This window comes from Variovorax sp. GW821-FHT09B01 (assembly GCF_059418345.1).
In genome coordinates, this window is sequence record NZ_JBWKPQ010000032.1 from 1 (window position 1) to 24,959 (window position 24,959).

The window sequence follows — 24,959 nt, forward strand, 5'->3', positions numbered from 1 at the left end:
AGGCCTGCGCTTCGCCATCCGCGAAGGCGGCCGTACCGTGGGTTCGGGCGTCGTGGCCAAGATCCTCGACATCTAAGTCGGGCAAGAGTACCGGAGGGGTATAGCTCAATTGGCAGAGCGTCGGTCTCCAAAACCGAAGGTTGTAGGTTCGATTCCTACTGCCCCTGCCACCTAGGGTGGCCTCCGAAAACGACCCGCCGGACTCCGGCGGGAAGGCAAAAAAGCCCGTCGAGACCCGACGGGCTTCGCCGTCTCAAAACGGCGGCATGAATTGAGGCCGAAAGGCCGCAGGAAATCAGCCGAACATGGCCACTTCTCAAATCGAAACCGTGAGCACCGGTGCCGACAAGGCCAAGCTGGCCGTGGCAGCACTGCTGGCATTGGGCGCCATCGTGGCGTTCTATCTGCTGTCGCGCCAAGGCTCGCTGGTTCAGTGGGCCGCGCTGCTCGTGGGCCTGGCCGCCGCCGTGGCGACCTTCGGCAGTTCCGAGAACGGCCGCCAGCTCTGGGCTTTCGGCCGCGATTCGTGGCGCGAGGTCAAGAAGGTCGTCTGGCCGACCCGCAAGGAAGCGATGCAGATGACGGCTTATGTGTTCGCCTTCGTGGCGATCATGTCCGTCTTCCTCTGGCTCACCGACAAAACGCTCGAATGGGTGTTTTTTGACCTCATTCTGGGCTGGAAAAAGTAAGAACCAATGACCGACGACGCTGTTGAAACCACGCCGCCGGAGGAAAACGCCTCCGTCCTTGCGCCTGCTGCCAATCCCGATCTGCGTTGGTATGTGGTGCATGCCTATTCGGGCATGGAGAAGGCCGTCGAGCGGAACATCACCGAGCGCATCAACCGCGCCGGCATGCAGGACAAGTTCGGCCGCATCCTGGTCCCGACCGAGGAAGTGGTCGAGATCAAGAACGGCCAGAAGCGCACCACCGAGCGCCGCTTCTTCCCGGGCTACGTGCTGGTCGAAATGATCATGGACGACGAGAGCTGGCACCTGGTGAAGCACACCAACAAGGTGACGGGCTTCGTGGGCGGCGCCAAGAACCGTCCGGCTCCGATCTCGCAGAAAGAGGTCGAGGACATCGTCAGCCAGATGCAGCAGGGCACCGAGAAGCCGCGCCACAAGGTCGAGTTCACCGTGGGCGAACTCGTGCGCGTCAAGGAAGGTCCGTTCACCGACTTCAACGGCTCGGTCGAGGAAGTCAACTACGAGAAGAGCAAGGTGCGCGTCTCGGTCATGATTTTCGGCCGCGCCACCCCGGTGGAACTCGAATTCAGTCAGGTCGAGAAGACCTGACGCCCGCCCGGTCTTCGGATCGGGCCCCATTCCGGCAGCGCGCTATCCGACTCGGCGCGCGGCCTTGATCGAAGAGTCGTTCACCCCGGGGAGCCCAGGCCGCAGGCCTCGGCGATATCACCCGCAAGGAGTAAAGCATGGCGAAAAAAATCGTCGGCTTCATCAAGCTGCAAGTGCCAGCTGGTAAGGCCAACCCGTCCCCGCCGATCGGTCCCGCACTCGGTCAGCGCGGTCTGAACATCATGGAATTCTGCAAGGCGTTCAACGCCCAGACGCAGAGCTACGAGCCGGGTCTGGCGCTGCCGGTGGTCATCACCGCCTTCGCCGACAAGAGCTTCACCTTCATCATCAAGTCGCCGCCCGCTGGCGTCCTGATCAAGAAGGCCATCAAGCTCGAGAAGGGCTCCGCGCGCCCGCACACCGACAAGGTCGGCAAGATCACGCGCGCCCAGCTCGAAGAGATCGCAAAGACCAAGATGAAGGACCTGACCGCTGCCGACATGGACGCAGCAGTTCGCACCATCGCTGGTACGGCCCGTTCCATGGGCGTGAATGTGGAGGGCGTGTAAATGGCCAAGATCACCAAGAAGCAGAAGTCGCTCGAAGGCAAGGTCGACAGCACCAAGCTGTACCCGCTGACTGACGCGATCACCATCGTCAAGGAAGCCGCCACCGCCAAGTTCGACGAATCGATCGACGTGGCCGTGCAGCTCGGCATCGACGCGAAGAAGTCGGACCAGGTCGTGCGTGGCGCCGTCGTGCTGCCCAATGGCACCGGCAAGACCAAGCGCGTGGCCGTGTTCGCCCAAGGCGCCAAGGCTGAAGAAGCCAAGGCCGCCGGCGCCGACATCGTCGGCATGGACGACCTGGCTGCCATGGTCAAGGCGGGCGACATGCCCTTCGACATCGTGATCGCCGCACCCGACGCCATGCGCGTGGTCGGTACGCTCGGCCAGATCCTCGGCCCGCGCGGCCTGATGCCGAACCCGAAGGTCGGCACCGTGACGCCCGACGTCGCGACCGCCGTGAAGAACGCCAAGGCTGGCCAGGTTCAGTTCCGCGTCGACAAGGCCGGCATCGTGCACGGCACGATCGGCCGTCGTTCGTTCGACACCGACAAGCTGCAAGGCAACCTCGCCGCGCTGATCGATGCCCTGGTCAAGGCCAAGCCGGCCTCGAGCAAGGGTATCTACCTGCGCAAGGTCGCCGTGTCGTCGACGATGGGCGTGGGTGTCCGCGTGGACACGCAGACCATCGCCGCTGCCTGATCGGGCGGAAGCGAAGGCAAATGTAGATTGGCCCGGCTCCGGCTCCGCAAGGATTCGGAACAGGGCGAATGTGGTGGGTCGCGGCGGCTTCGGTTGCCGCGGGCCATCCAAGACCGCTGGTGTGCAGGTCGCCTGCACTTAATCACCCGGCCCCCGCCGGGCAGCCAGCGCAGATGGCGATCCCGCTGCAAGGAATTCGAGTTTTCTGACGAATGGGTTCCGAAACAGTTGGTCGCTGCATGAGGCGCGGTCCGAGGTTCATGAAACAACCGAAGACCGCATTGAAAAGGAGTAGACCTTGAGTCTGAATCGCAGTGAGAAAGAAGCGGTCATCAATGAAGTGACCAGCCTCGCCGCAAAAGCTCAAACGCTCGTGATGGCGGAATACCGTGGCATCACGGTGGCCGATATGACCAAACTGCGCGCCGAAGCTCGCAGCAAGGGTGTGAGCCTGAGTGTTCTGAAGAACACCCTGGCCCGCCGTGCTGTGGCTGGCAGCTCGTTTGAGATCGTCGGCGACCAGATGACCGGTCCGCTGATCTATGGCTTCTCCGAAGACGCTGTGGCCGCCGCGAAGGTGGTGGCCGATTTCGCGAAAACCAACGACAAGCTGGTGATTCGCGGTGGCGCATTCGGTGGCAAGGCCCTGGACGTCGACGGCGTGAAGCAACTGGCCAACATCCCTTCCAAGGAAGTGCTGCTGGCGCAACTGCTGGGCTTGATGCAATCGCCGATCTCTCGTACCGCCCGCGTGCTCGCGGCGCTGGCCGAGAAGCGCGGTGGTGGCGAAGCTGCACCCGCCGATGCACCGGCAGAAGCGCAGGCGGCTTGATAGCCCAAGCCTTGCGTTTGAAAAATTCAACCCAATTGTTAGGAAACCAAAATGGCATTCGATAAAGACGCATTTCTGACCGCGCTGGACAGCATGACGGTCCTCGAGCTCAACGACCTGGTCAAGGCCATCGAAGAGAAGTTCGGCGTGAGCGCCGCTGCAATGTCGGCTCCGGCCCAAGGTGGTGGCGCAGCCGCTGCCGTGGTCGAAGAAAAGACCGAATTCAACGTCGTGCTGGCCGATGTCGGCGCGAACAAGGTGTCGGTCATCAAGGCCGTGCGCGAAATCACCGGCCTGGGCCTCAAGGAAGCCAAGGACCTGGTGGAAGCCGCTCCCAAGGCCGTCAAGGAAGGCCTGTCGAAGGCTGACGCCGACGCTGCCAAGAAGAAGCTGGAAGAAGCCGGCGCCAAGGTGGAACTGAAGTAATTCAGACCCCCTCGAGGGCTGGAGGTGCCTGAAAAAGGCCCTCCAGCCTTTGCCGCTTTCAGAGCGCACTCAAAAGTCGGCTTGATGCCGGCTTTCCCGGAGGCCCGAAGGACTCCGGAAAAGCCTCACCGAGGCTTTCCCGGAGACCAAGAGGTCGAGGGAAATGCCAAATCAAGACGTTTTTTGAGTGTCTTCTGACCCCGACTGCAGAAGACCCCTTGGTTCGGGCGATGTGCAACGCATCGCTGTCCGCCAACGGCTGGTAGTGGCCAGCCGCCAAGCAGTGGTGCCGTTCGTCCCGGCATTGCTGACAAGTCGCTGAAGATCTCAAGCACCGGAGCTCTCATGGCCCAATCGTCCGCGTACAGTTACACCGAACGCAAGCGCATCCGAAAAAGTTTCGGCAGCCGCGACAGCGTCGTCGAAATTCCCTACCTGCTGCAGATGCAGAAGGACGCCTACACGGCGTTCCTGCAAGCGGGCATCGCTCCGCAAAAACGTACCGTCGAAGGCCTGCAGGCCGCGTTCGACGCCGCCTTCCCGATCGTCTCGCACAACGGTTTCGTCGAGATGAAGTTCCTCGAGTACAACCTGGCGAAGCCGGCGTTCGATGTGCGCGAGTGCCAGACCCGCGGTCTGACCTTCGCCTCGGCGGTGCGCGCCAAGGTCCAGCTCATCATCTATGACCGCGAATCGTCGACCTCGCAGTCGAAGGTGGTCAAGGAAGTGAAGGAGCAAGAGGTCTACATGGGCGAAGTGCCGCTCATGACCGAGAAGGGCTCGTTCATCATCAACGGCACGGAACGCGTGATCGTTTCGCAGCTGCACCGTTCGCCGGGCGTGTTCTTCGAACACGACAAGGGCAAGACGCACAGCTCGGGCAAGCTGCTGTTCTCGGCCCGCGTGATTCCCTACCGCGGTTCGTGGCTCGACTTCGAGTTCGACCCGAAGGACATGCTGTACTTCCGCGTCGACCGTCGCCGCAAGATGCCGGTCACGATCCTGCTGAAGGCCATCGGCCTGAACCCGGAATCGATCCTCGCGAACTTCTTCGTCAACGACAACTTCCGCCTGATGGACAGCGGCGCGCAGATGGAGTTCGTCTCCGAGCGCCTGCGTGGCGAAGTCGCGCGCTTCGACATCACCGACAAGTCGGGCAAGGTCGTGGTCGCCAAGGACAAGCGGGTCACCGCGCGCCACACGCGCGAACTCGAGCAGGGCGGCACCACGCACATCAGCGTGCCGGAAGACTTCCTGATCGGCCGCGTGATCGCACGCAACATCGTCGATGCCGATTCGGGCGAGATCCTGTCCAAGGCCAACGACGAGCTGACCGAAGCGCTGCTGAAGAAGCTGCGCGGCGCCGGCGTGCAGGACATCCAGGTCATCTACACCAACGAACTCGACCAGGGCGCGTACATCTCGCAGACCCTGCGCATCGACGAAACGGTGGACGAGTTCGCCGCGCGCGTGGCGATCTACCGCATGATGCGCCCCGGCGAGCCGCCGACGGAAGACGCGGTGCAGGCCCTGTTCCAGCGCCTGTTCTACAACCCGGACACGTACGACCTGTCGCGCGTCGGCCGCATGAAGTTCAACGCCAAGGTCGGCCGCGACGAGTCGACCGGCCCGATGGTGCTGACCAACGAGGACATCCTGGCCGTCGTCAAGATCCTCGTCGACCTGCGCAACGGCAACGGCGAAGTCGACGACATCGACCACCTCGGCAACCGCCGCGTGCGTTGCGTCGGCGAACTGGCCGAGAACCAGTACCGCACCGGCCTGGCCCGTATCGAGAAGGCCGTGAAGGAACGTCTGGGTCAGGCGGAGCAAGAGCCGCTGATGCCGCACGACCTGATCAACAGCAAGCCGATCTCGGCCGCGCTGAAGGAATTCTTCGGCGCCTCGCAGCTGTCGCAGTTCATGGACCAGACGAACCCGCTGTCCGAAATCACCCACAAGCGCCGCGTGTCGGCCCTTGGCCCGGGCGGTCTGACGCGCGAACGTGCCGGCTTCGAAGTGCGCGACGTGCATGTGACCCACTACGGCCGCGTGTGCCCGATCGAAACGCCCGAAGGCCCGAACATCGGCCTGATCAACTCGCTGGCCCTGTACGCCCGCCTGAACGAATACGGCTTCATCGAAACGCCGTACCGTCGCGTGGTCGACAGCAAGGTCACGAACGAGATCGACTACCTGTCGGCCATCGAGGAAGGCAAGTACGTCATCGCCCAGGCCAACGCGGCCCTGGACAAGGACGGCGTGCTGACCGGCGACCTGGTCTCGGCGCGTGAAGCCGGCGAATCGATCCTGGTCGGTGCCGAGCGCATCCAGTACATGGACGTGTCGCCCGCACAGATCGTGTCGGTGGCCGCCTCGCTGGTTCCGTTCCTCGAGCACGACGACGCGAACCGCGCGCTGATGGGCGCCAACATGCAGCGTCAGGCCGTGCCCGTGCTGCGTCCCGAGAAGCCGATGGTCGGCACCGGCATCGAGCGCGTCTCCGCGGTCGACTCCGGCACCGTGGTCACGGCCACCCGCGGCGGTATCGTCGACTACGTCGACGCGACCCGTGTCGTGGTGCGCGTGAACGACGACGAGGCCGCGGCCGGCGAAGTCGGCGTGGACATCTACAACCTGATCAAGTATCAGCGTTCGAACCAGAACACCAACATCCACCAGCGTCCGATCGTCAAGCGCGGCGACAAGATCGCCAAGGGCGACGTGGTGGCCGACGGTGCATCGACCGACCTCGGCGAACTGGCCCTGGGCCAGAACATGCTGATCGCGTTCATGCCCTGGAACGGCTACAACTTCGAAGACTCGATCCTGATCTCCGAACGCATCGTGGCCGACGACCGCTACACCTCGATCCACATCGAGGAACTGGTGGTGATGGCCCGCGACACCAAGCTCGGTGCCGAGGAAATCACGCGCGACATCCCGAACCTGGCCGAACAGCAGCTCAACCGCCTCGACGAGTCCGGCATCATCTACGTGGGTGCCGAAGTCATGCCCGGCGACACGCTGGTGGGCAAGGTCACGCCGAAGGGCGAGACCACGCTGACGCCGGAAGAGAAGCTGCTGCGCGCCATCTTCGGCGAGAAGGCTTCGGACGTGAAGGACACCTCGCTGCGCGTGGACCAGGGCTCGCAAGGCACCGTGATCGACGTGCAGGTGTTCACCCGCGAAGGCATCCAGCGCGACAAGCGCGCCCAGCAGATCATCGACGACGAGCTCAAGCGCTTCCGCCTCGACCTGAACGACCAGCTTCGCATCGTCGAGGCCGACGCGTTCGACCGGATCGAGAAGCTGCTGATCGGCAAGGCCGCCAACGGCGGCCCGAACAAGCTCGCCAAGGGCACCAAGCTCGACAAGGCCTACCTGTCGTCGGTCGAGAAGTTCCACTGGTTCGACATCCGTCCGGCCGACGAGGAAGTGGCCTCGCAGCTGGAATCGATCAAGAACTCGCTCGAGCAGACGCGCCACAGCTTCGACCTCGCGTTCGAAGAAAAGCGCAAGAAGCTCACGCAGGGCGACGAGCTGCCCGCGGGCGTGCTCAAGATGGTCAAGGTCTACCTGGCCGTCAAGCGCCGCCTGCAACCCGGCGACAAGATGGCCGGCCGCCACGGCAACAAGGGCGTGGTGTCGAAGATCGTTCCGATCGAAGACATGCCGCACATGGCCGACGGCACGCCGTGCGACATCTGCCTGAACCCGCTGGGCGTGCCCTCGCGGATGAACGTGGGGCAGGTGCTCGAGGTGCATCTGGGCTGGGCCGGCAAGGGCATCGGCCAGCGCATCGGCGACCTGCTGCAGCAGGAGGCCAAGGCGGCCGAGCTGCGCAAGTTCATGGAGCAGCTGTACAACGGCTCGGGCCGCGAAGAGAACATCGCCTCGCTGAGCGACGGCGAAGTGCTCGAGATGGCATCGAACCTGCAAAACGGCGCTACCTTCGCGACGCCCGTGTTCGACGGCGCCTCGGAAGAGGAAATCCGCGGCATGCTGAAGCTGGCCTACCCGGACGACATCGCGAAGGCCAAGGGCCTGACCGAGACGCGCACGCAGGCCTACCTGTTCGACGGCCGCACCGGCGACCAGTTCGAGCGTCCCGTCACCGTCGGCTACATGCACTTCCTGAAGCTGCATCACCTGGTGGACGACAAGATGCACGCCCGCTCGACCGGCCCGTACTCGCTGGTCACGCAGCAGCCGCTGGGCGGCAAGGCGCAATTCGGCGGCCAGCGTTTCGGGGAAATGGAAGTGTGGGCGCTCGAAGCGTACGGCGCTGCCTACGTCCTGCAGGAAATGCTGACCGTGAAGTCCGACGACGTGCAGGGCCGTACCAAGGTCTACGAAAGCATCGTCAAGGGCGAGCATTCGATCGAAGCCGGCATGCCGGAATCGTTCAACGTGCTGGTCAAGGAAATCCGTTCGCTGGGTCTCGACATCGAGCTCGAGCGTTCGTAAACGAAGGGGATAGAGTCTTATGAAATCGCTACTCGACCTGTTCAAGCAGTTCACCCCGGATGAGCATTTCGATGCCATCAAGATCGGCATGGCTTCGCCCGAAAAGATCCGCTCGTGGTCTTTCGGCGAGGTGAAGAAGCCCGAGACGATCAACTACCGCACGTTCAAGCCCGAACGCGACGGCCTGTTCTGCGCCAAGATCTTCGGCCCGATCAAGGACTACGAGTGCCTGTGCGGCAAGTACAAGCGCCTCAAGCATCGCGGTGTGATCTGCGAGAAGTGCGGCGTCGAAGTCACGCAGACCAAGGTCCGCCGCGAGCGCATGGGTCACATCGACCTGGCCGCTCCCTGCGCGCACATCTGGTTCCTAAAGTCGCTGCCGTCGCGCCTGGGCCTCGTGCTCGACATGACGCTGCGCGACATCGAACGCGTGCTGTACTTCGAAGCCTACGTGGTGACCGACCCCGGCATGACCCCGCTGAAGAAGTTCAGCATCATGTCCGAGGACGACTACGACACGAAGCGCAAGGAATACGGTGACGAGTTCATCGCCAAGATGGGCGCCGAAGGCATCAAGGACCTGCTGGAAGGCATCGAGCTCGACAGCGAGATCGAGAAGCTGCGCGGCGACCTGACCGGTTCCGAAGTCAAGGTCAAGAAGAACTCCAAGCGCCTGAAGGTGCTCGAGGCCTTCCGCAAGTCGGGCATCAAGCCCAACTGGATGGTGCTCGACGTGCTGCCCGTGCTGCCGCCGGACCTGCGTCCGCTGGTGCCGCTGGACGGCGGCCGCTTCGCGACCTCCGACCTGAATGACCTGTACCGCCGCGTCATCAACCGCAACTCGCGTCTGCGTCGCCTGCTGGAGCTCAAGGCCCCGGAAATCATCGCGCGCAACGAAAAGCGGATGCTGCAGGAAGCCGTCGACTCGCTGCTGGACAACGGCCGCCGTGGCAAGGCCATGACGGGCGCCAACAAGCGCGCGCTCAAGTCGCTGGCCGACATGATCAAGGGCAAGAGCGGTCGCTTCCGCCAGAACCTGCTGGGCAAGCGCGTCGACTACTCGGGCCGTTCGGTCATCGTGGTGGGTCCGACGCTCAAGCTGCACCAGTGCGGCCTGCCGAAGCTGATGGCGCTCGAGCTGTTCAAGCCCTTCATCTTCTCGCGCCTCGAAGCCATGGGCATCGCGACCACGATCAAGGCTGCCAAGAAGGAAGTCGAATCGGGCACGCCGGTGGTCTGGGACATCCTGGAAGAGGTCATCAAGGAACACCCGGTGATGCTGAACCGTGCGCCTACGCTGCACCGTCTGGGCATCCAGGCCTTCGAGCCTATCCTGATCGAAGGCAAGGCGATCCAGCTGCACCCGCTGGTGTGCGCGGCCTTCAACGCCGACTTCGACGGCGACCAGATGGCCGTCCACGTGCCGCTGTCGGTGGAAGCGCAGATGGAAGCCCGCACGCTGATGCTGGCCTCCAACAACGTGCTGTTCCCGGCGTCGGGCGAACCGTCGATCGTTCCCTCGCAGGACGTGGTGCTGGGTCTGTACTACACGACCCGCGACCGCATCAACGGCAAGGGCGAAGGCCTGATCTTCTCGGACATCGGTGAAGTGCAGCGCGCGCTCGACGCCAACGTGGTCGAGCTGACCGCCAAGGTCGCCGTGCGCATCACGGAGTACACCAAGAACAAGGAAAGCGGCGAATTCGAGCCGTCGACCTCGCTCGTGGACACCACCGTGGGCCGCGCCCTGCTGTCCGAGATCCTGCCGAAGGGCCTGCCGTTCTCGAACATCAACAAGGCGCTGAAGAAGAAGGAAATCTCCAAGCTCATCAACGTGAGCTTCCGCAAGTGCGGCCTGAAGGAGACCGTGGTCTTCGCCGACAAGCTGCTGCAGAACGGTTTCCGTCTCGCGACCAAGGCCGGCATCTCGATCGCCATCGACGACATGCTGGTGCCGGCCGAGAAGCACGGCATCATCGACCGCTCGGCCAAGGAAGTGAAGGAGATCGAACAGCAGTACGTCTCCGGTCTCGTGACCTCCGGCGAGCGCTACAACAAGGTGGTGGACATCTGGGGCAAGGCCGGCGACGAAGTGTCGAAGGTCATGATGGCCAAGCTGTCGAAGCAGAAGGTCATCGACCGCCACGGCAAGGAAGTCGAGCAGGAGTCCTTCAACTCGATCTACATGATGGCCGACTCGGGTGCCCGCGGTTCCGCGGCCCAGATTCGCCAGGTGGCCGGCATGCGTGGCCTGATGGCCAAGCCCGACGGCTCGATCATCGAGACGCCCATCACCGCGAACTTCCGCGAAGGCCTGAACGTGCTGGAGTACTTCATCTCCACCCACGGTGCCCGTAAGGGTCTGGCCGACACGGCGCTGAAGACGGCGAACTCGGGTTACCTGACCCGCCGTCTGGTCGACGTGACGCAGGATCTGGTGGTGATCGAGCAGGACTGCGGTACGCACGACGGCGCGCTGATGCGCGCGATCGTGGAGGGCGGTGAAGTCATCGAATCGCTGCGCGACCGTATCCTTGGCCGCAGCGTGGCCGAAGACGTGCTGCACCCCGAGACGCGTGCCGTGCTGGTCAAGGCCGGCGACATGCTCGACGAAGACACGATCGACGCCATCGAAGCCGACGGCGTGGACGAAGTCAAGGTCCGCACCGCGCTGACCTGCGCCACGCGCTTCGGCATCTGCGCCAAGTGCTACGGCCGCGACCTCGGCCGCGGCGGCCTGGTGAACAACGGCGAAGCGGTCGGCGTGATCGCGGCGCAGTCGATCGGCGAACCGGGCACGCAGCTCACGATGCGTACCTTCCACATCGGTGGTGCGGCTTCGCGCGCGGCTGTCGCTTCGAGCGTCGAGGCCAAGTCCAACGGCGTGATCGGCTTCAACGCCACGATGCGCTACGTGACCAACAGCAAGAACGAGCTGGTGGTGATCGCACGTTCGGGCGAGATCGTCATCCATGACGAGCACGGCCGCGAGCGCGAACGCCACAAGGTGCCGTACGGCGCGACGCTGACGGTCAAGGCCGACCAGCAGATCAAGGCCGGCCACGTGCTCGCCAACTGGGACCCGCTGACGCGCCCGATCATCACGGAATTCGCCGGCAAGACCCAGTTCGAGAACGTCGAGGAAGGCCTCACGGTCGCCAAGCAGGTGGACGAAGTGACCGGTCTGTCGACCCTGGTCGTGATCGACCCGAAGCGCCGCGGCGCTGCCAAGGTCGTGCGTCCGCAGGTCAAGCTGATCGACGCCTCGGGCGCCGAGGTGAAGATCCCCGGCACCGACCACTCGGTGACGATCGGCTTCCCGATCGGCGCGCTGATCCAGGTGCGTGACGGCCAGGACGTGGGCCCCGGCGAAGTGCTGGCGCGTATTCCGGTCGAAGGCCAGAAGACCCGCGACATCACCGGCGGTCTGCCGCGCGTGGCCGAGCTGTTCGAAGCCCGTTCGCCGAAGGACAAGGGCATGCTGGCCGAGATGACCGGCACCGTGTCGTTCGGCAAGGAAACGAAGGGCAAGATCCGCCTGCAGATCACCGACCCGGAAGGCAAGGTCTGGGAAGAACTCGTGCCGAAGGAAAAGAACATCCTGGTGCACGAAGGCCAGGTGGTGAACAAGGGCGAAAGCGTGGTCGACGGTCCGGCGGATCCGCAGGACATCCTGCGCCTGCTGGGTTCGGAAGAACTCGCGCGCTACATCGTGGACGAGGTGCAGGACGTGTACCGCCTGCAGGGCGTGAAGATCAACGACAAGCACATCGAGGTGATCGTTCGCCAGATGCTGCGCCGCGTCGTGGTCGACAACGTCGGCGACACCAGCTACATCTCGGGCGAACAGGTCGAACGCAGCGAAATGCTCAACACCAACGACGCCCTGCGCGCCGAAGGCAAGATCCCCGCGACGTTCACCAACCTGCTGCTCGGTATCACGAAGGCGTCGCTGTCGACCGACTCGTTCATCTCCGCCGCTTCGTTCCAGGAAACGACGCGCGTGCTGACCGAAGCCGCGATCATGGGCAAGCGCGACGAGCTGCGCGGCCTGAAGGAAAACGTCATCGTCGGCCGCCTGATCCCCGCGGGCACCGGCATGGCGTACCACCTGGCACGCAAGGCCAAGGACGAGATGGACGAGGCCGAGCGCCGCGCCATCGCCGAGTCCGAAGCCGCCGAGCTCGCCGGTTCGTCCAGCGATGCCACCAGCACGGTCGACGCCAGCGAAGGCGCCGCGACCGAATAACTGGTTAGCATCGCCCGGCCGTGACCGGTCGTGAACGCCTCCCGGCTTGACGGTCGGGAGGCGTTTTTCATGGGGGGCCGCGGTTTTCCGCGCGTCCTTGCGTCTTCCTTCTGAGCTTTTCCTGGAGTGCCATCGATGAGCGTGTTGCCCGATTCGCTGGCCGGCTGGATCGTCGTGGCCGTGCTGCTGTTCTGGTTTGTCGGCGCTTACAACCGGCTGGTGCGCCTGCGGGCCGCGGTGCTGCAGGCCTATGCCACGCTGGACGCCGCGCTGACGCGCCAGCTCGAGTTCGTGCAGACCAGCCTGAGCGCGCCGTCGGCCGCCGAGGAGTCGACCGATCCCGCGGCGGGCGCCTCTTCGCTGCAGGCCGCGACCACGCAGATGGCCACCCTGCTCGGCGCGACCCGGCAGCGCCCGCTCGAGGCCGGCAGCATGTCGGCGCTCGCGACCGCGCTGCAGGTGCTGCTGACCGCCTGGCAGCGCCGGCATCCGGATGCGGTGACCTCCTTCCATCCCGACGGCACGCTGTCGCGTCCCGCGGGCCAGGCTTCGACGGCGAACGCGCTGGTGCCCGTGACGGCCACCGGCGCGATCGCGGCCGAGCCGATGGCCTGGCCCGAACCCTCGGCCGCCGCCGAGATCGCGCGCACCCAGTTCAACCTCGCGGTCGCCAGCTACAACGCGGCGCTCGCCCAGTTCCCGGCGCTGCTGGTGGCATGGGCCGTGCGTTTGAGGCCTGCGGCGCCGCTGCACTGAACTTCGGCCGCCGATTTCGTTCATGACATTGCCTGGGTGGCGGACATCCGGGCCCTTTAACATCGCCCGCATTGCCTGCTCTTCCTTCTGACCCCTCGCACGGCGGCGCTTCGCCGCTGCAACCGCCGCTCTGGCGCCAACTGCAATTGACCGCAGGGGCGCTGGCGTCGATCCGCGCCGGCACCTCGGGCTCGGTCGCCTTCGAGGCCGTCGAACCGGCGCTGCGCCCCGGCGTCCAGGCCCTGGGCTTCCAGGTGCTGCGCTGGCTGGGCCGCGCCGAAGCCCTGCGCCGCCACCTCGCCAAGCGCACGCCGCCGCCGCTGCCCGATGCGCTGCTGTGCACCGCGCTCGCGCTGGCCTGGGACGCGGGGCAGTCGCCCTACGAGCCCTTCACGCTGGTCGACCAGACCGTGGAAGCCGCCAAGCGCAACCCGGCCACGCGCGCGCAGGCCAGTTTCATCAATGCCTGCCTGCGGCGCTTCCTGCGCGAGCGCGACGAACTCGTGGCCGCGACCGATGCCGAACCGGTGGCGCACTGGAACCATCCGCGCTGGTGGATCGAGAAGCTCAAGCGCGACCATCCGCGCGACTGGCAGCGCGTGCTGCAGGCCGACAACGCCCAGGCGCCGATGACCTTGCGCGTGAACCTGCGCAAGACGGCCGCCGGCCCTTACCGCAACGAACTTGCGGCACTCGACATGCCGGCCACGCCGGTCGCGGCCAGCGGATTGCAGCTCGCGCGCGCGCGGCCGGTGCAGCAGTTGCCCGGTTTCGCCGACGGCGCCTGCTCGGTGCAGGACGCCGCGGCCCAGCTCGCTGCGCCGCTGTTGCTCGACGGGCTCGCGGCGCCGACCGGCCGGCGGCTGCGCGTGCTCGATGCCTGCGCCGCGCCCGGCGGCAAGACCGCCCACCTGCTCGAACTCGCGGGCCCCGATGCGCTCGAACTGACCGCGCTCGAGGTCGATGCCGTGCGCAGCCGCCGCATCGACGAGACCCTGGCCCGCCTGGACCTGCAGGCCAAGGTGGTGGTGGCCGACGCGGGACGGCCCGCCGACTGGTGGGACGGCCAGCCTTTCGACGCCATCCTGCTCGATGCCCCGTGCACCGCCTCGGGCATCGTGCGCCGCCATCCGGACGTGCGCTGGCTGCGCCGCGAGAGCGATACCGCCCAGCTCGCCCTGCAGCAGGCCGCGCTGCTGGCGGCGCTCTGGCCCCTGGTCCGGCCCGGCGGACGGCTGCTTTACTGCACCTGTTCGGTGTTTCGGGAAGAGGGTTCGCAACAGATCGATGCGTTTCTTGCACACAACACCGACGCCCGATTGCGGCCATCGCCGGGGCATTTGCTGCCTCAAAGCGGGGCGAATGCCCGTGCCGTCCAGGACAATCCCCTGGGTGACCACGACGGCTTTTTCTACGCCCTGCTTGAAAAGCACCCGGGTTGAACCGCGCAAGCCCCGGTGGCTGGTGCTGCTGGCGCTGGTGGTCGTGCTGCTCGTCACGGTGCTGGCGCCGCCCGTGCTGGCCCAGACGCGCAATGCCGCCGCCGTCACCCAGATGCGGCTCGAGCAATCCGACGATGCCGTCTACCTCAATGCCGCCGTGCAGTTCGAGCTGCCCGCGCTGGTCGAGGACGTGCTCGACAAGGGCATCGCGATCTACTTCGTGGCCGAAGCCGAGATGTTCCAGGAGCGCTGGTACTGGACCGACCGCAAGGTCGCGCAGGCCACGCGCCACATGCGGCTGGCCTACCAGCCGCTGACCCGCCGCTGGCGGCTCAACATCTCGCCGCTGCCGCTGTCGGGCTCGGCCAGCTTCAGCCTGTCGCTGAACCAGAACTTCGACAGCCTGGCCGATGCGCTCGAGGCCGTGCGCCGCGTGGGCCGGCTGCGCATGGGCGATCCGGCCGAGATCGGCGACGACCCGCTGCACCAGGTCACCTTCCGCTTCCGGCTCGACACCTCGCAGCTGCCGCGGCCGTTCCAGATCGGCGTGGCCGGCCAGGCCGACTGGAACATCTCCGCCGAGCGCAGCGCGCGCCTGGCGGTGGAGAAGCAGCGGTGAGTTCCAAGCCGCGCAGCGGTGCCGCGGCCACGCCCGCCGCGCGCCGCTCGCGCGCGATGCGCTGGGCCGTGGGCGTCGGCGCCGCGCTGGTCACCGCCATCGGCCTGGTGCTGATGTTCCTGCTGGCCCAGGCCACCAACAACCGCGAGCTCTACGAGCGCTACTACGTGCGCCTGTTCGGCATCAACGTCGTGGTGGCGGTGGTGCTGGTGCTGGTGATCGGCTGGGTCGCGTTCCGGCTGCTGCGCCGGTTGCGGCAGGGCAAGTTCGGCAGCCGGCTGCTGATCAAGCTCGCCGCCATCTTCGCGCTGGTGGGCGTGGTGCCGGGCGCGCTGGTCTACGTCGTGTCCTACCAGTTCGTCGAGCGCTCGATCGAGAGCTGGTTCGACGTCAAGGTCGAGGGCGCGCTGAACTCGGGCCTGAACCTCGGGCGCGCCACGCTCGATGCGCTGTCCGACGACCTCGCGGCCAAGACGCGCGCGGCCGGCGGCCAGCTCGCGCAGGTCTCCGATGCCAGCGCGGGCCTCGCGCTCGAACGCATCCGCGACCAGCTCGAGGCGACCGACGTGGTGCTGTGGACCAATGCGGGCCAGCTCATCGCCACCGCGGGTGCGTCGCGTTTCCAGCTCAATCCCGAGCGGCCCACGCCGCAGCAGCTGCGCCAGGTGCGCGCCGACCGCGCGATCGCCCACATCGAGGGACTCGACGAGCCGCCGCCGGGCATCCTGCTGCCGCCGGCCACCGTGCGTGCGCTCGCGATGGTGCAGCGCCCGGGCTTCGACCTCGATGCCGCGCCGCGCTTCCTGCAGGTCACGCGGCCGCTGCCGCCCAACGTGGTGGCCAACGCGCTCGCGGTCGACAAGGCCAACCGCGAATACCAGGAGCGCGCGCTCGGGCGCGTGGGCCTGCGCCGCATGTACATCGGCACGCTCACGCTGAGCCTGTTCCTCGCCGTGTTCGGTGCCGTGCTGCTCGCGGTGCTGTTCGGCAACCAGCTCGCGCGGCCGCTGCTGGTGCTGGCCGACGGCGTGCGCCAGGTGGCCGCCGGCGACCTGCGGCCCACGGCCGTGTCGCAGGGCAAGGACGAACTCGGCGGCCTCACGCGCTCGTTCGCCGTCATGACGCAGCAGCTGGCCGAGGCGCGCACCGCGGTCGAGAAGACCATGGGCCAGCTCGATGCCGCGCGCGCCAACCTGCAGACCATCCTCGACAACCTGACCTCGGGCGTGATCGTGCTCGATGCCGGCGGCACCGTGCTGTCGACCAACCCCGGCGCCACGCGCGTGCTGCGCGCGCCGCTCGCGGCCTACGAAGGCCAGTTGCTCACCGAGGTGCCGGGCCTGGCCGACTTCGGCGCCGCCGTGCAGCAGCAGTTCGAGGATTTCCTCGTCGAGCGCATGCAACATGGCCTCGACCACTGGCAGCATGCCTTCGAGCTGCACGCCACCGGCACCGACCTGCCGCAGCAGGAGGGCGCCATCAACATCGTGGCGCGCGGTGCCGAGCTGCCGGGCGCCGCGCGGCTGCTGGTGTTCGACGACATCTCCGAGATCGTCTCGGCGCAGCGCGCGCAGGCCTGGGGCGAGGTCGCGCGGCGGCTCGCGCACGAGATCAAGAACCCGCTCACGCCGATCCAGCTCTCGGCCGAACGGCTCGAGATGAAGCTCTCGGGCAAGGTCGCCGCGCCCGAGCAGGCGGTGCTGGTCAAGTCGGTGAAGACCATCGTCGACCAGGTCGATGCGATGAAGCGGCTGGTCAACGAATTCCGCGACTACGCGCGCCTGCCGGCCGCCGACCTCAAGCCCGTCGACCTCAATGCGCTGCTGGTCGACGTGCTCCATCTCTACAACGTCGAGACCATGCCGATCGCGCTGCGCTTCGAACCCGACGAGCGCTGCCGACCGATCCGCGGCGACGCGCAGCAACTGCGCCAGGTCATCCACAACCTGCTGCAGAACGCGCAGGATGCCGCCGAGGCCGCGGCCGGTGCCACCGGACGGCGCGGCGAGGTCGTCATCCGCACGCGGCTCGGCGATTCGGGACAGCGCGTGCGGCTCACCGTGCAGGACAGCGGACCAGGCTTCGCCGAGAACATTCTCAAGCGCGCGTTCGAGCCCTACGTCACGACGAAAACAAAAGGTACAGGTTTGGGGCTCGCGGTCGTCAAGAAGATCGCCGACGAGCACGGCGCGCGCATCGAGCTGTCCAACCGCGTCGTCGACGGGGCTATAGCCGGGGCGCAAGTCTCGCTATCATTCGCGCTGGCAGGCGAGCCGCAGGCAGCGGCCGCTCACACCGAAGATTCGAAGTAAGTCTTCCGCCGCGCGGCGCGACCGAAAGAGGCCGTCGCACCAACACACCAGCGCATACAACAAGCAGCACTCATGGCAAACATTCTCGTGGTCGATGACGAGCTGGGCATCAGGGACCTGCTCTTCGAAATTCTCAATGACGAAGGCCACAACGTCGAACTCGCGGAGAACGCGGCCGAGGCACGTGCCGCGCGTCAGCGTGCGCGTCCCGATCTCGTGCTGCTCGACATCTGGATGCCCGACACCGATGGCGTGACCTTGCTCAAGGAGTGGTCCACCGCGGGCCTGCTCACGATGCCCGTCATCATGATGAGCGGCCACGCCACCATCGACACCGCCGTCGATGCCACGCGCATCGGTGCCTTCGCGTTCCTCGAAAAGCCCATCACCCTGCAGAAGCTGCTGAAGGCCGTCGAGCAGGGACTCGCGCGCGAGAGCGCACGCCGCGCCGCGGCCGGTGTCGTGCCCACGCCCACCGGCCATGGCCAGCCGAGCGCCATCACCACCACCGGCGACAGCCTGCTGATGGCGTCGCTCGCGTCGGTGCCCGTGCCCGACCAGGGCCCGCAATCCACGCAGAGCTTCGATCTCGATCGTCCGCTGCGCGATGCGCGAGACGGTTTCGAGAAGGCCTACTTCGAGTTCCACCTCGCGATGGAGAACGGTTCGATGACCCGCGTGGCCGAAAAGACCGGCCTCGAGCGCACCCATCTGTACCGAAAGCTCAAACAACTTGGTGTGGATCTTTCGCGAGGCCGCAGAAGCGCTGTATAATCGCAGGCTCCACACCGCAGCACGGTGGTTGAACAGGCCTCAAAGCCGGTTCTCCCGGTGATTCGGTGAGGTGTCTACCAGGCCCGGTAGCTCAGTTGGTAGAGCAGCGGATTGAAAATCCGCGTGTCGGTGGTTCGATTCCGCCCCAGGCCACCAAATTGCGAGGCGCTGCAACTTTTCGAGTTGCAGCGCCTTTTGCTTTGGGCGTTGGTTCGAGCGCGCCAGCGGGAGCGGGCCCGCTCAGCGATAGGCCACGAGCAGCAGCAGAATCAGCGTGATCCCCGCGGCGAGCATGCCGGCCTTGAGCAGCCTGCCGCCCAGCCCCTGGTGCGGCAGAAACTGCCGGTCCGCCAGCGAGCGCAGGTCGAGGGCATCGGGGTCGAAGCGCGCGAGGCCAACACGGCGCCGGGCCTCGGTCTCGAGCAGATGGGCCGTGCCCCTGGCGTGCAGCTCGCCCTCGAGCGCGCGCTTGCGCCAGACGCGTGCCTGCTCCTCGAGTTCTCGGTCCGACAGTCCCTCTACGTTTCGCATGCCTGGATTTTGCCTACGGAATCCGGTTGGCGTTGTCGCGCGCGCATTGACGTCTGAAAAGGGCGGTGGAACGCGGGCCGAAAAAAAGCCCGCACGAGGCGGGCCGAATGGTCCGTACTCGCATGGGACCAGGGAGGAAGCCCACCCGAGGGAGGAGGAGAGGTGGGCGGATGGATTCTGGCGATCGATCTGGGAGACATCTTGTCGATGCGGGGCCGGTCGAACTTTCATGGGCGTGACCGATACTGCCGCGCCGCCCCATGAACCCGCAGCAGCAATCCGACCCAGGCCCTTCCGTCGATGAAGGCCACGACACCGCCCGCGCACGCGGCTCGGTGCTCGAGGTCTTTCTCGCCTTCCTCCAGCTCGGCCTCAGCTCCTTCGGCGGCCCGGTGGCCCATCTGGGCTACTTCCGCGCGGCCTTCGTCGAACGCCGCGGCTGGCTCGACGACAGGAGCTACTCGGACCTGGTGGCGCTGTGCCAGTTCCTGCCCGGGCCCGCGAGCAGCCAGGTGGGCATCGCGCTCGGGCTGGGGCGCGCGGGCTGGGGTGGGGCGATCGCGGCGTGGATCGGGTTCACGCTGCCTTCGGCCGTGGCGCTCGTGCTGTTCGCGGCCGGCGTCACGCAGTGGTCCGCGCTCTCGCAGTCGGGCGCCGTGCATGGGCTGAAGGTGGTCGCGGTGGCCGTGGTCGCGCAGGCGGTCTGGGGCATGGCCAGGACCTTGTGTCCCGATCGCTTGCGCGCGGGCGTGGCCATCGTCGCGGCGCTGCTGGTGCTCGCGGTGCCTTCGGCATGGGGGCAGCTCGCGGCCATCGCCGCGGGTGGCGTGGTGGGCCGATGGGCACTGCAGCTGGTCCCTCTGCCCGCGGCCCGGCATCGGGACTACGGCGTGGGCAAGACGACCGGCGCCGTGCTGCTCGGGCTGTTCGTCGTGCTGCTCGTGGCGCTGCCCTTCGTGGCCGCCGCATGGCACTCGCCAGGGCTTGCCGTCGTTGCCGACTTCTACCGGGCCGGTGCTCTGGTGTTCGGCGGCGGGCACGTCGTGCTCCCTCTGCTGCAGGCCGGGGTGGTGCCGAGCGGGCTGGTGTCGAACGATGTCTTTCTCGCGGGCTACGGCGCCGCGCAGGCGGTGCCGGGCCCCTTGTTCACCTTCGCCGCATTCCTCGGCGCCGTCATGCCCGGCCCCTTCGGTGGCTGGCTCGGTGGACTGGCCTTGCTGCTCGCGATCTTCCTGCCCGCGTTCCTGCTGGTGGCGGGTGCGCTGCCGTTCTGGGAGACGCTGCGCCAGCGCGATGGCGTGCAGCGCGCGATGGCCGGCGTCAACGCGGCCGTGGTCGGCGTGCTGGTGGCGGCGCTCTACGACCCGGTGTGGACCAGCGCCATCCACACGCGCGCCGATTTCGGGTTGGCGCTCGCGGCCTTCGGGTTGCTGGTCTGGGCGCGCATGTCGCCGGTGCTGGTGGTCGCGCTGGCGGCTGTCGCCGGCGGGTTGATGGCGCTCTGAATCAGGCGCCGAGCAGCGCGAGCGTCGCTTCGTCGCGCACCCCGCCGTAGTAGCGCGCGAGCACCTCGCCGAAGACCGGCTCGCCGCGCGCGGCGACCTCGAACAGCGTCATGCACGAACACAGCTTCAGATCGTCGGGAGAGCCGAAGATCTGGTGCGCGCTCTTGCCCTGCACGTCGAGCACGAGCTGCGTGCACTGCCGCAACCGTTGCGAGAGCACCGGATGCGCCCAATAGGCCGCCGCCTCAGCTATGCCCTCGAGCCCGAAGAAGCGCGCCGTCGAGCTGCGTCCCAGCGCCGCGAGCTGCGGGAACACGAACCAGATCCAGTGGCTGCGCTTGCGCCCCGCGGCGAGTTCGGCGCAGACCTCGGCGTACACCGGGTCCTGCGCGCTCACGAAGCGTTCGAGGTCCCAGGGGGTCGATGTCATCTCGAGGTCCTTGGTGGATGCGGCATGTGCATGCCCGCATCAGACGCAAGCCCGGCGCGCGCGTCAAGCCCGCGCGCCGGATGTCCCGCTCAGGACTTGATGAACGCGAGCAGGTCCGCGTTGAAACGGTCCTTGTGCGTGTCGGTCAGGCCGTGCGGCGCGCCGGGATAGACGATCAGCTTGTTGTTCTTCACGAGCTTGGCCGAGGCCAGGCCGGCGGCGCCGATCGGCACGATCTGGTCGTCGTCGCCGTGCACGATCAGCGTGGGCACGTCGAACTTCTTCAGGTCCTCGGTGAAGTCGGTTTCCGAGAAGGCCTTGATCGAGTCGTAGGTGTTCTTGTGGCCCCCTTGCATGCCCTGCGCCCACCACGAATCGATCAGGCCCTGCGAGGGCTTGGCACCGGGCCGGTTGAAGCCGAAGAAGGGACCCGAGGGCACGTCCTTGTAGAACTGCGAACGGTTCGCGAGCTGCGCCGCGCGCAGGCCGTCGAACACCTCGATCGGCAGGCCACCGGGGTTGGCGGCCGTCTTGAGCATCAGCGGCGGTACGGCCGAGATCAGCGCGGCCTTGGCCACGCGCTTCGTGCCATGGCGGCCGATGTAGCGCGCGACTTCGCCGCCGCCGGTCGAGAAGCCGACCAGCACCACGTTCTTCAGGTCCAGCGTCTCGATGACGGTGGCGAGGTCGTCGGCGTAGGTGTCCATGTCGTTGCCGTTCCACGGCTGGCTCGAGCGGCCATGGCCGCGGCGGTCGTGCGCCACGGCGCGGAAGCCCTGCGAGGCGAGGAACAGCATCTGCGATTCCCAGCTGTCGGAATTCAGCGGCCAGCCATGGCTGAAGACCACGGGCTGCCCGCTGCCCCAGTCCTTGAAGTAGAGCTGCGTGCCGTCCTTGGTGACGATGGTGTTGCCCGAGCTGCGCTGGCCCTTGACCGCGCGCGCGGGGGCGGCCTCGGCGTTGCGCGCGAGGCCCGCGCCGACGAGGGCACCGGTCGCGAGCGTGGCGGCACTGCCGGTCAGCAGGCTGCGGCGCGTGGTGGAAGAAGAGGTGGTCTGGTTCGAGGACATGGTGATTTCCTTTTGGCTGGAGGGGAGGGAACGGGTGGACGGGAGAACTAGCGTATGAATGAATATCGCATGCGATATAAATGCCTTGAAAAAAGGCAGCCGGCAAGGACTGCCTCGCGAGGGAGTGGAGTGGTCATGCGTTCCTGTCGAGGCTGGCGCGCAGCGTCTGCAGTTGTTGGCGCAGGCCGTCGATCTCGTCGCTCGACAGCTCCATCGCCTGCGCGACGCAGGCCGGGATGGCCTTGGCCTTGGTGCGCAGCGCGCGCCCCTCGGCCGTGAGCGACACGATGACCTGGCGCTCGTCGAGTGCCGAGCGTGCCCGCGTGATGAGGCCGCGGGCCTCGAGCCGCTTGAGCAGGGGCGTGAGCGTGGTGGTCTCGAGCGAGAGGCGGGTGCAGATCTCGGACACGTTGAGGCCGTCGCGCTCCCACAGCACCAGCATCACGAGGTACTGCAGGTAGGTGAGATCGAGATCGCGCAGCAGGCCGCGGTAGACCTTGTTGAGGCTCAACATGGTCGAGTAGACGGAGAAGCACAGCTGCTCGTCCAGCGTGAGCTTGTCGGCACTGGGGGCGACAGGCTGGGCGGTGGCGGCTTTCTTGGCTGGCATGGGCCGAATATTAGATCGCATGCGATTCAATTGCAAGCGGTTTATTGCCGAGGTGCGATGCCGTAGGAGAAAGGCACGCCCGCCTGCGACGGCGCCGCGCGCCTTTCTCCTACGGCCTCGCGCCGTTCGACCGCTATCTTGAAGCTTCGCGGCGCAGGCCTTCGGCCTCCTTCGAGCCAGGCGGATCCTCGATCCGCCCGCCGGCGCCATTCCCCGATCCCAGCCTTTGCATCCATCATGAAGACTTCTCGCACCCTCTGGCCCCTGGGCCTCGCCGCCGCGCTCGCGCTCGGCGCCTGTTCCACCGGCACGCCCAAGGTCTCGGCCGTCGACAACCAGGCCGAGCCCACCGTGCTGCTCGTGCCGCTGCGCGTCGAAGACCCGGCGCACGGCTCCGGCTGCTGGGCCCAGTTCTATTCGAAGCGCGACTTCCAGGGCGACGTCGTGACGCTGGTCGGTCCGGCCACCCTGCAAAGCCTCGACAAGGGCACGGCGCGGCAACTGCAGCGCGACATCGACAGCGTGACCGTGGGCCCGCGCGCCACGCTCGAGGTCTACCAGCACGCGATGTTCCGCGACCGCACCGTGAGCTTCCCGGCCAACAGCCGAGAAGGCGGGCTGATCAGCCGGCTCGGCTTCGGCGGGCGCATCGAGGCGATGAAGCTCAACTGCAAGTAATCGCCACGCGGCCCCCAAAAAAAGAGCCCGGCATGCCGGGCTCTTTCTCGTTCATGACGCCGCGGTCAACGCGCCGCGCGCTCCGCGTTGCGCAGGTCGCGGATCTGGTCATGGTTGCGCTGCGCCCCGCGTGCCTGCGTCGCGACGATCTCGCGCACGCCCGCCGGCAGCATCTGCTTGAGCGCCTTCCGGTAGCGCGCTACGGCCGTATCTTCGCCGCGCTCGCATTCCTCGAGGATCGACAGCTTGCTGTTGGCGCCGACCGCGCCCTTCACATGCACCCAGCCGCGATGCATGGCGCCGCTGGCCGTGCCGCCCGCGGCCGGCTGGCCGCCATAGGACTCCACGACGCGCACCAACTGCGCCGCCGCATCGGCGCATTCGACGGCGCGCGCCGCGAACACGCGCTTGAGTTGCGCGTCATCGACCTCCTCGGCGCAGACACGGAAGCCGTATTCGCCGTCGCGGCTGGTTTCGAGCAGGTCGTTGATCACGTCGACCACGTCGTCGTTGGCCAGCGGAATTCCATCCACCGCGGGAATCGCGCTGTCCTCGTCGCTGTAGTAGAGACGGTCGGCCCGCTCCCACGCGGCCTGCGACGCGGGCCGGGCGCGCGTCCAGTCGAGCGTCGAAGCACCGCGGCGCGCTTCCCATTCGCGCGCGAGCGAGGGCTCGACGGACGCGAACTCGTCATGGCCCGCGGCACGTCCGCTCCAGCCCAGTTCGTAGGCCGGTGCGTAGTCGTCGAAGCTGCGGCCGGCCTCGTAGTAAGGCTCGCGTTCGTAGGCCGAGGCCCAGTGCTCGCGTTCCACGCTCGGGTTCACGCGTTCGGCGACGGCCTTGCCGCCCATGCCGCCGAGCACGGCACCCGCGATCAGGCCGGCCGCCGCGCCCGCGGGGCCGCCGACCGCGCCGACCGCCGCGCCCGCGAGCGCGCCACCGGTGGCGCCGACGCCGGTGCCCACCGGGTGCGAGCCGGGCTCGCCGGTGATCGGGTCGCGGTGCAGGTTGTTGTTCGTGTCGAGCAGATGCTTTTCCTTGGCCATGTCTGACTCCTTTCGGTGAGTAAGGTCGGTGGATGAAGTGGGGAAAGAAACTTCATCCTGGGACCGCACCGGCCGCGCATCGTCGGTGCGCCGCCTGCATCGCTGTAGGCGGTGGCGCGCGCCGCTCAGGCGCGTCCGGTCGCGCGCGACGTGGCCGTGGGCTGCGCCGCCGGCAAACCCGTCGACCTGCTCTCGCAGAAGCTCAGGAACTCGTTGATCTCTTCGGACTTGTCGAACACCGCGTCGGCGCCGAGCTGCAGGCACTGCGCGCGGTTCGCGCGCGTGGCCGCGTTGGTCAGCGCGATCACCGTGCGGCCGTTCTTCATCGGCGCGAGCCACGACAGCACGCCCAGGCCGGTGCCCTGCTGCAGGAACAGGTCCACCACCGCGAGCCGCCAGGCATCGTCGTGCGCCTGCAGCCACGAGATCGCCTCGGTCTCGCTGTGGGCCGAGCCCACCACCTCGGCACCGAGGAAGCCGCCGAGCACCACGCGCAGGCTGTCCTGCACCAGCGGCTCGTCCTCCACCATGAAGATGGAGAGCGGGCCGCGCGGCGGGCGCGCGCGGCGGGTCGTGGCGGATGCGGTGGGCATGGCAAAGGGGCGTGGAGCGGTGTGCTGGCACTGTGGGGCCACGCCGCCGC

Annotated in this window: 22 protein-coding genes and 2 tRNA genes; 18 read left to right on the top strand and 6 right to left on the bottom strand. The window is 66.8% G+C overall.

Annotated elements, in window-relative coordinates; genetic code table 11:
- The 16 genes from AC07RV_RS41740 to AC07RV_RS41815 form a co-directional block, all read left to right on the top strand.
- Window positions 1-76 (top strand): EF-Tu C-terminal domain-related protein (locus tag AC07RV_RS41740; RefSeq protein WP_492679784.1); only part of this gene is annotated, 76 nt, incomplete at its 5' end.
- Between the two features lie 18 nt (window positions 77-94).
- Window positions 95-170, top strand: a tRNA-Trp gene (locus AC07RV_RS41745).
- A 135-nt stretch (window positions 171-305) separates the two neighbouring features.
- On the top strand, window positions 306-689 hold the full coding sequence (secE, locus tag AC07RV_RS41750) for a preprotein translocase subunit SecE (RefSeq protein WP_296788916.1): 384 nt from the start codon (window positions 306-308) through the stop codon (window positions 687-689).
- 6 nt (window positions 690-695) lie between these two features.
- Entirely contained in the window at window positions 696-1,298 is a 603-nt protein-coding gene (nusG, locus tag AC07RV_RS41755) for a transcription termination/antitermination protein NusG (RefSeq protein WP_064262260.1), read from the top strand.
- 137 nt (window positions 1,299-1,435) lie between these two features.
- The gene (gene rplK / locus AC07RV_RS41760) at window positions 1,436-1,867 is read left to right on the top strand and encodes a 50S ribosomal protein L11 (RefSeq protein ID WP_093206996.1); all 432 of its coding nucleotides are present in this window, start codon (window positions 1,436-1,438) and stop codon (window positions 1,865-1,867) included.
- The gene (gene rplA, locus AC07RV_RS41765) at window positions 1,868-2,566 is read left to right on the top strand and encodes a 50S ribosomal protein L1 (protein WP_093353727.1); all 699 of its coding nucleotides are present in this window, start codon (window positions 1,868-1,870) and stop codon (window positions 2,564-2,566) included.
- Between the two features lie 298 nt (window positions 2,567-2,864).
- Entirely contained in the window at window positions 2,865-3,398 is a 534-nt protein-coding gene (gene rplJ / locus AC07RV_RS41770) for a 50S ribosomal protein L10 (protein ID WP_093353730.1), read from the top strand.
- A gap of 51 nt (window positions 3,399-3,449) precedes the next feature.
- Window positions 3,450-3,824 (top strand): 50S ribosomal protein L7/L12, encoded by a 375-nt coding sequence (rplL, locus tag AC07RV_RS41775; protein ID WP_203204170.1) that lies wholly within the window; start codon window positions 3,450-3,452, stop codon window positions 3,822-3,824.
- A 345-nt stretch (window positions 3,825-4,169) separates the two neighbouring features.
- Window positions 4,170-8,294, top strand: a complete 4,125-nt coding sequence (gene rpoB, locus AC07RV_RS41780; protein ID WP_093353734.1) for a DNA-directed RNA polymerase subunit beta — start codon at window positions 4,170-4,172, stop codon at window positions 8,292-8,294.
- 19 nt (window positions 8,295-8,313) lie between these two features.
- A complete protein-coding gene (rpoC, locus tag AC07RV_RS41785) occupies window positions 8,314-12,543 on the top strand; it encodes a DNA-directed RNA polymerase subunit beta' (protein WP_093353736.1) in 4,230 nt (1,409 codons plus the stop codon).
- A 135-nt stretch (window positions 12,544-12,678) separates the two neighbouring features.
- The gene (locus AC07RV_RS41790; RefSeq protein ID WP_296788910.1) at window positions 12,679-13,299 is read left to right on the top strand and encodes a LemA family protein; all 621 of its coding nucleotides are present in this window, start codon (window positions 12,679-12,681) and stop codon (window positions 13,297-13,299) included.
- A 116-nt stretch (window positions 13,300-13,415) separates the two neighbouring features.
- Window positions 13,416-14,741 carry a 16S rRNA (cytosine(967)-C(5))-methyltransferase RsmB gene (gene rsmB, locus AC07RV_RS41795; protein WP_296788920.1) on the top strand — a complete coding sequence of 442 codons (1,326 nt, stop codon included), beginning with the start codon at window positions 13,416-13,418 and terminating at the stop codon, window positions 14,739-14,741.
- Window positions 14,722-15,360 carry a DUF4390 domain-containing protein gene (locus AC07RV_RS41800; protein WP_093353741.1) on the top strand — a complete coding sequence of 213 codons (639 nt, stop codon included), beginning with the start codon at window positions 14,722-14,724 and terminating at the stop codon, window positions 15,358-15,360. The genes rsmB and AC07RV_RS41800 overlap by 20 nt, the downstream gene beginning before the upstream one ends.
- A complete protein-coding gene (locus AC07RV_RS41805; RefSeq protein WP_093353743.1) occupies window positions 15,357-17,672 on the top strand; it encodes a sensor histidine kinase in 2,316 nt (771 codons plus the stop codon). Before AC07RV_RS41800 ends, AC07RV_RS41805 begins: the two co-directional genes overlap by 4 nt.
- 72 nt (window positions 17,673-17,744) lie before the next feature.
- Complete coding sequence (locus AC07RV_RS41810) at window positions 17,745-18,446, top strand: response regulator (protein WP_057596622.1); 702 nt, start codon at window positions 17,745-17,747, stop codon at window positions 18,444-18,446.
- 80 nt (window positions 18,447-18,526) lie between these two features.
- Window positions 18,527-18,602, top strand: a tRNA-Phe gene (locus AC07RV_RS41815).
- A gap of 84 nt (window positions 18,603-18,686) precedes the next feature.
- Here the strand turns inward: AC07RV_RS41815 and AC07RV_RS41820 are convergent.
- The gene (locus AC07RV_RS41820; protein WP_093353745.1) at window positions 18,687-18,977 is read right to left on the bottom strand and encodes a hypothetical protein; all 291 of its coding nucleotides are present in this window, start codon (window positions 18,975-18,977) and stop codon (window positions 18,687-18,689) included.
- A gap of 260 nt (window positions 18,978-19,237) precedes the next feature.
- Between AC07RV_RS41820 and chrA the strand changes: the two genes are divergently transcribed.
- The gene (gene chrA, locus AC07RV_RS41825; RefSeq protein ID WP_296788906.1) at window positions 19,238-20,482 is read left to right on the top strand and encodes a chromate efflux transporter; all 1,245 of its coding nucleotides are present in this window, start codon (window positions 19,238-19,240) and stop codon (window positions 20,480-20,482) included.
- 1 nt (window position 20,483) lies between these two features.
- On the opposite strand, the gene AC07RV_RS41830 is transcribed toward chrA, so the two are convergent.
- From AC07RV_RS41830 to AC07RV_RS41840, 3 genes are all read right to left on the bottom strand, one after another.
- Window positions 20,484-20,912 (bottom strand): DUF1810 domain-containing protein, encoded by a 429-nt coding sequence (locus AC07RV_RS41830; RefSeq protein ID WP_296788904.1) that lies wholly within the window; start codon window positions 20,910-20,912, stop codon window positions 20,484-20,486.
- Between the two features lie 89 nt (window positions 20,913-21,001).
- A complete protein-coding gene (locus tag AC07RV_RS41835) occupies window positions 21,002-21,982 on the bottom strand; it encodes an alpha/beta fold hydrolase (protein ID WP_296788902.1) in 981 nt (326 codons plus the stop codon).
- Window positions 21,983-22,115: 133 nt separating this feature from the next.
- The gene (locus AC07RV_RS41840) at window positions 22,116-22,592 is read right to left on the bottom strand and encodes a MarR family winged helix-turn-helix transcriptional regulator (RefSeq protein WP_296788901.1); all 477 of its coding nucleotides are present in this window, start codon (window positions 22,590-22,592) and stop codon (window positions 22,116-22,118) included.
- A gap of 237 nt (window positions 22,593-22,829) precedes the next feature.
- Here AC07RV_RS41840 and AC07RV_RS41845 point away from each other — a divergent pair, with 237 nt between their 5' ends.
- Entirely contained in the window at window positions 22,830-23,270 is a 441-nt protein-coding gene (locus tag AC07RV_RS41845) for a beta/gamma crystallin domain-containing protein (protein WP_057593223.1), read from the top strand.
- 65 nt (window positions 23,271-23,335) lie between these two features.
- Here AC07RV_RS41845 and AC07RV_RS41850 read toward each other — a convergent pair whose 3' ends face one another.
- Window positions 23,336-24,316 carry a ferritin-like domain-containing protein gene (locus AC07RV_RS41850; RefSeq protein ID WP_296788899.1) on the bottom strand — a complete coding sequence of 327 codons (981 nt, stop codon included), beginning with the start codon at window positions 24,314-24,316 and terminating at the stop codon, window positions 23,336-23,338.
- A 125-nt stretch (window positions 24,317-24,441) separates the two neighbouring features.
- Window positions 24,442-24,909 carry a response regulator gene (locus AC07RV_RS41855; RefSeq protein ID WP_296788897.1) on the bottom strand — a complete coding sequence of 156 codons (468 nt, stop codon included), beginning with the start codon at window positions 24,907-24,909 and terminating at the stop codon, window positions 24,442-24,444.
- Window positions 24,910-24,959: the final 50 nt, after the last annotated feature.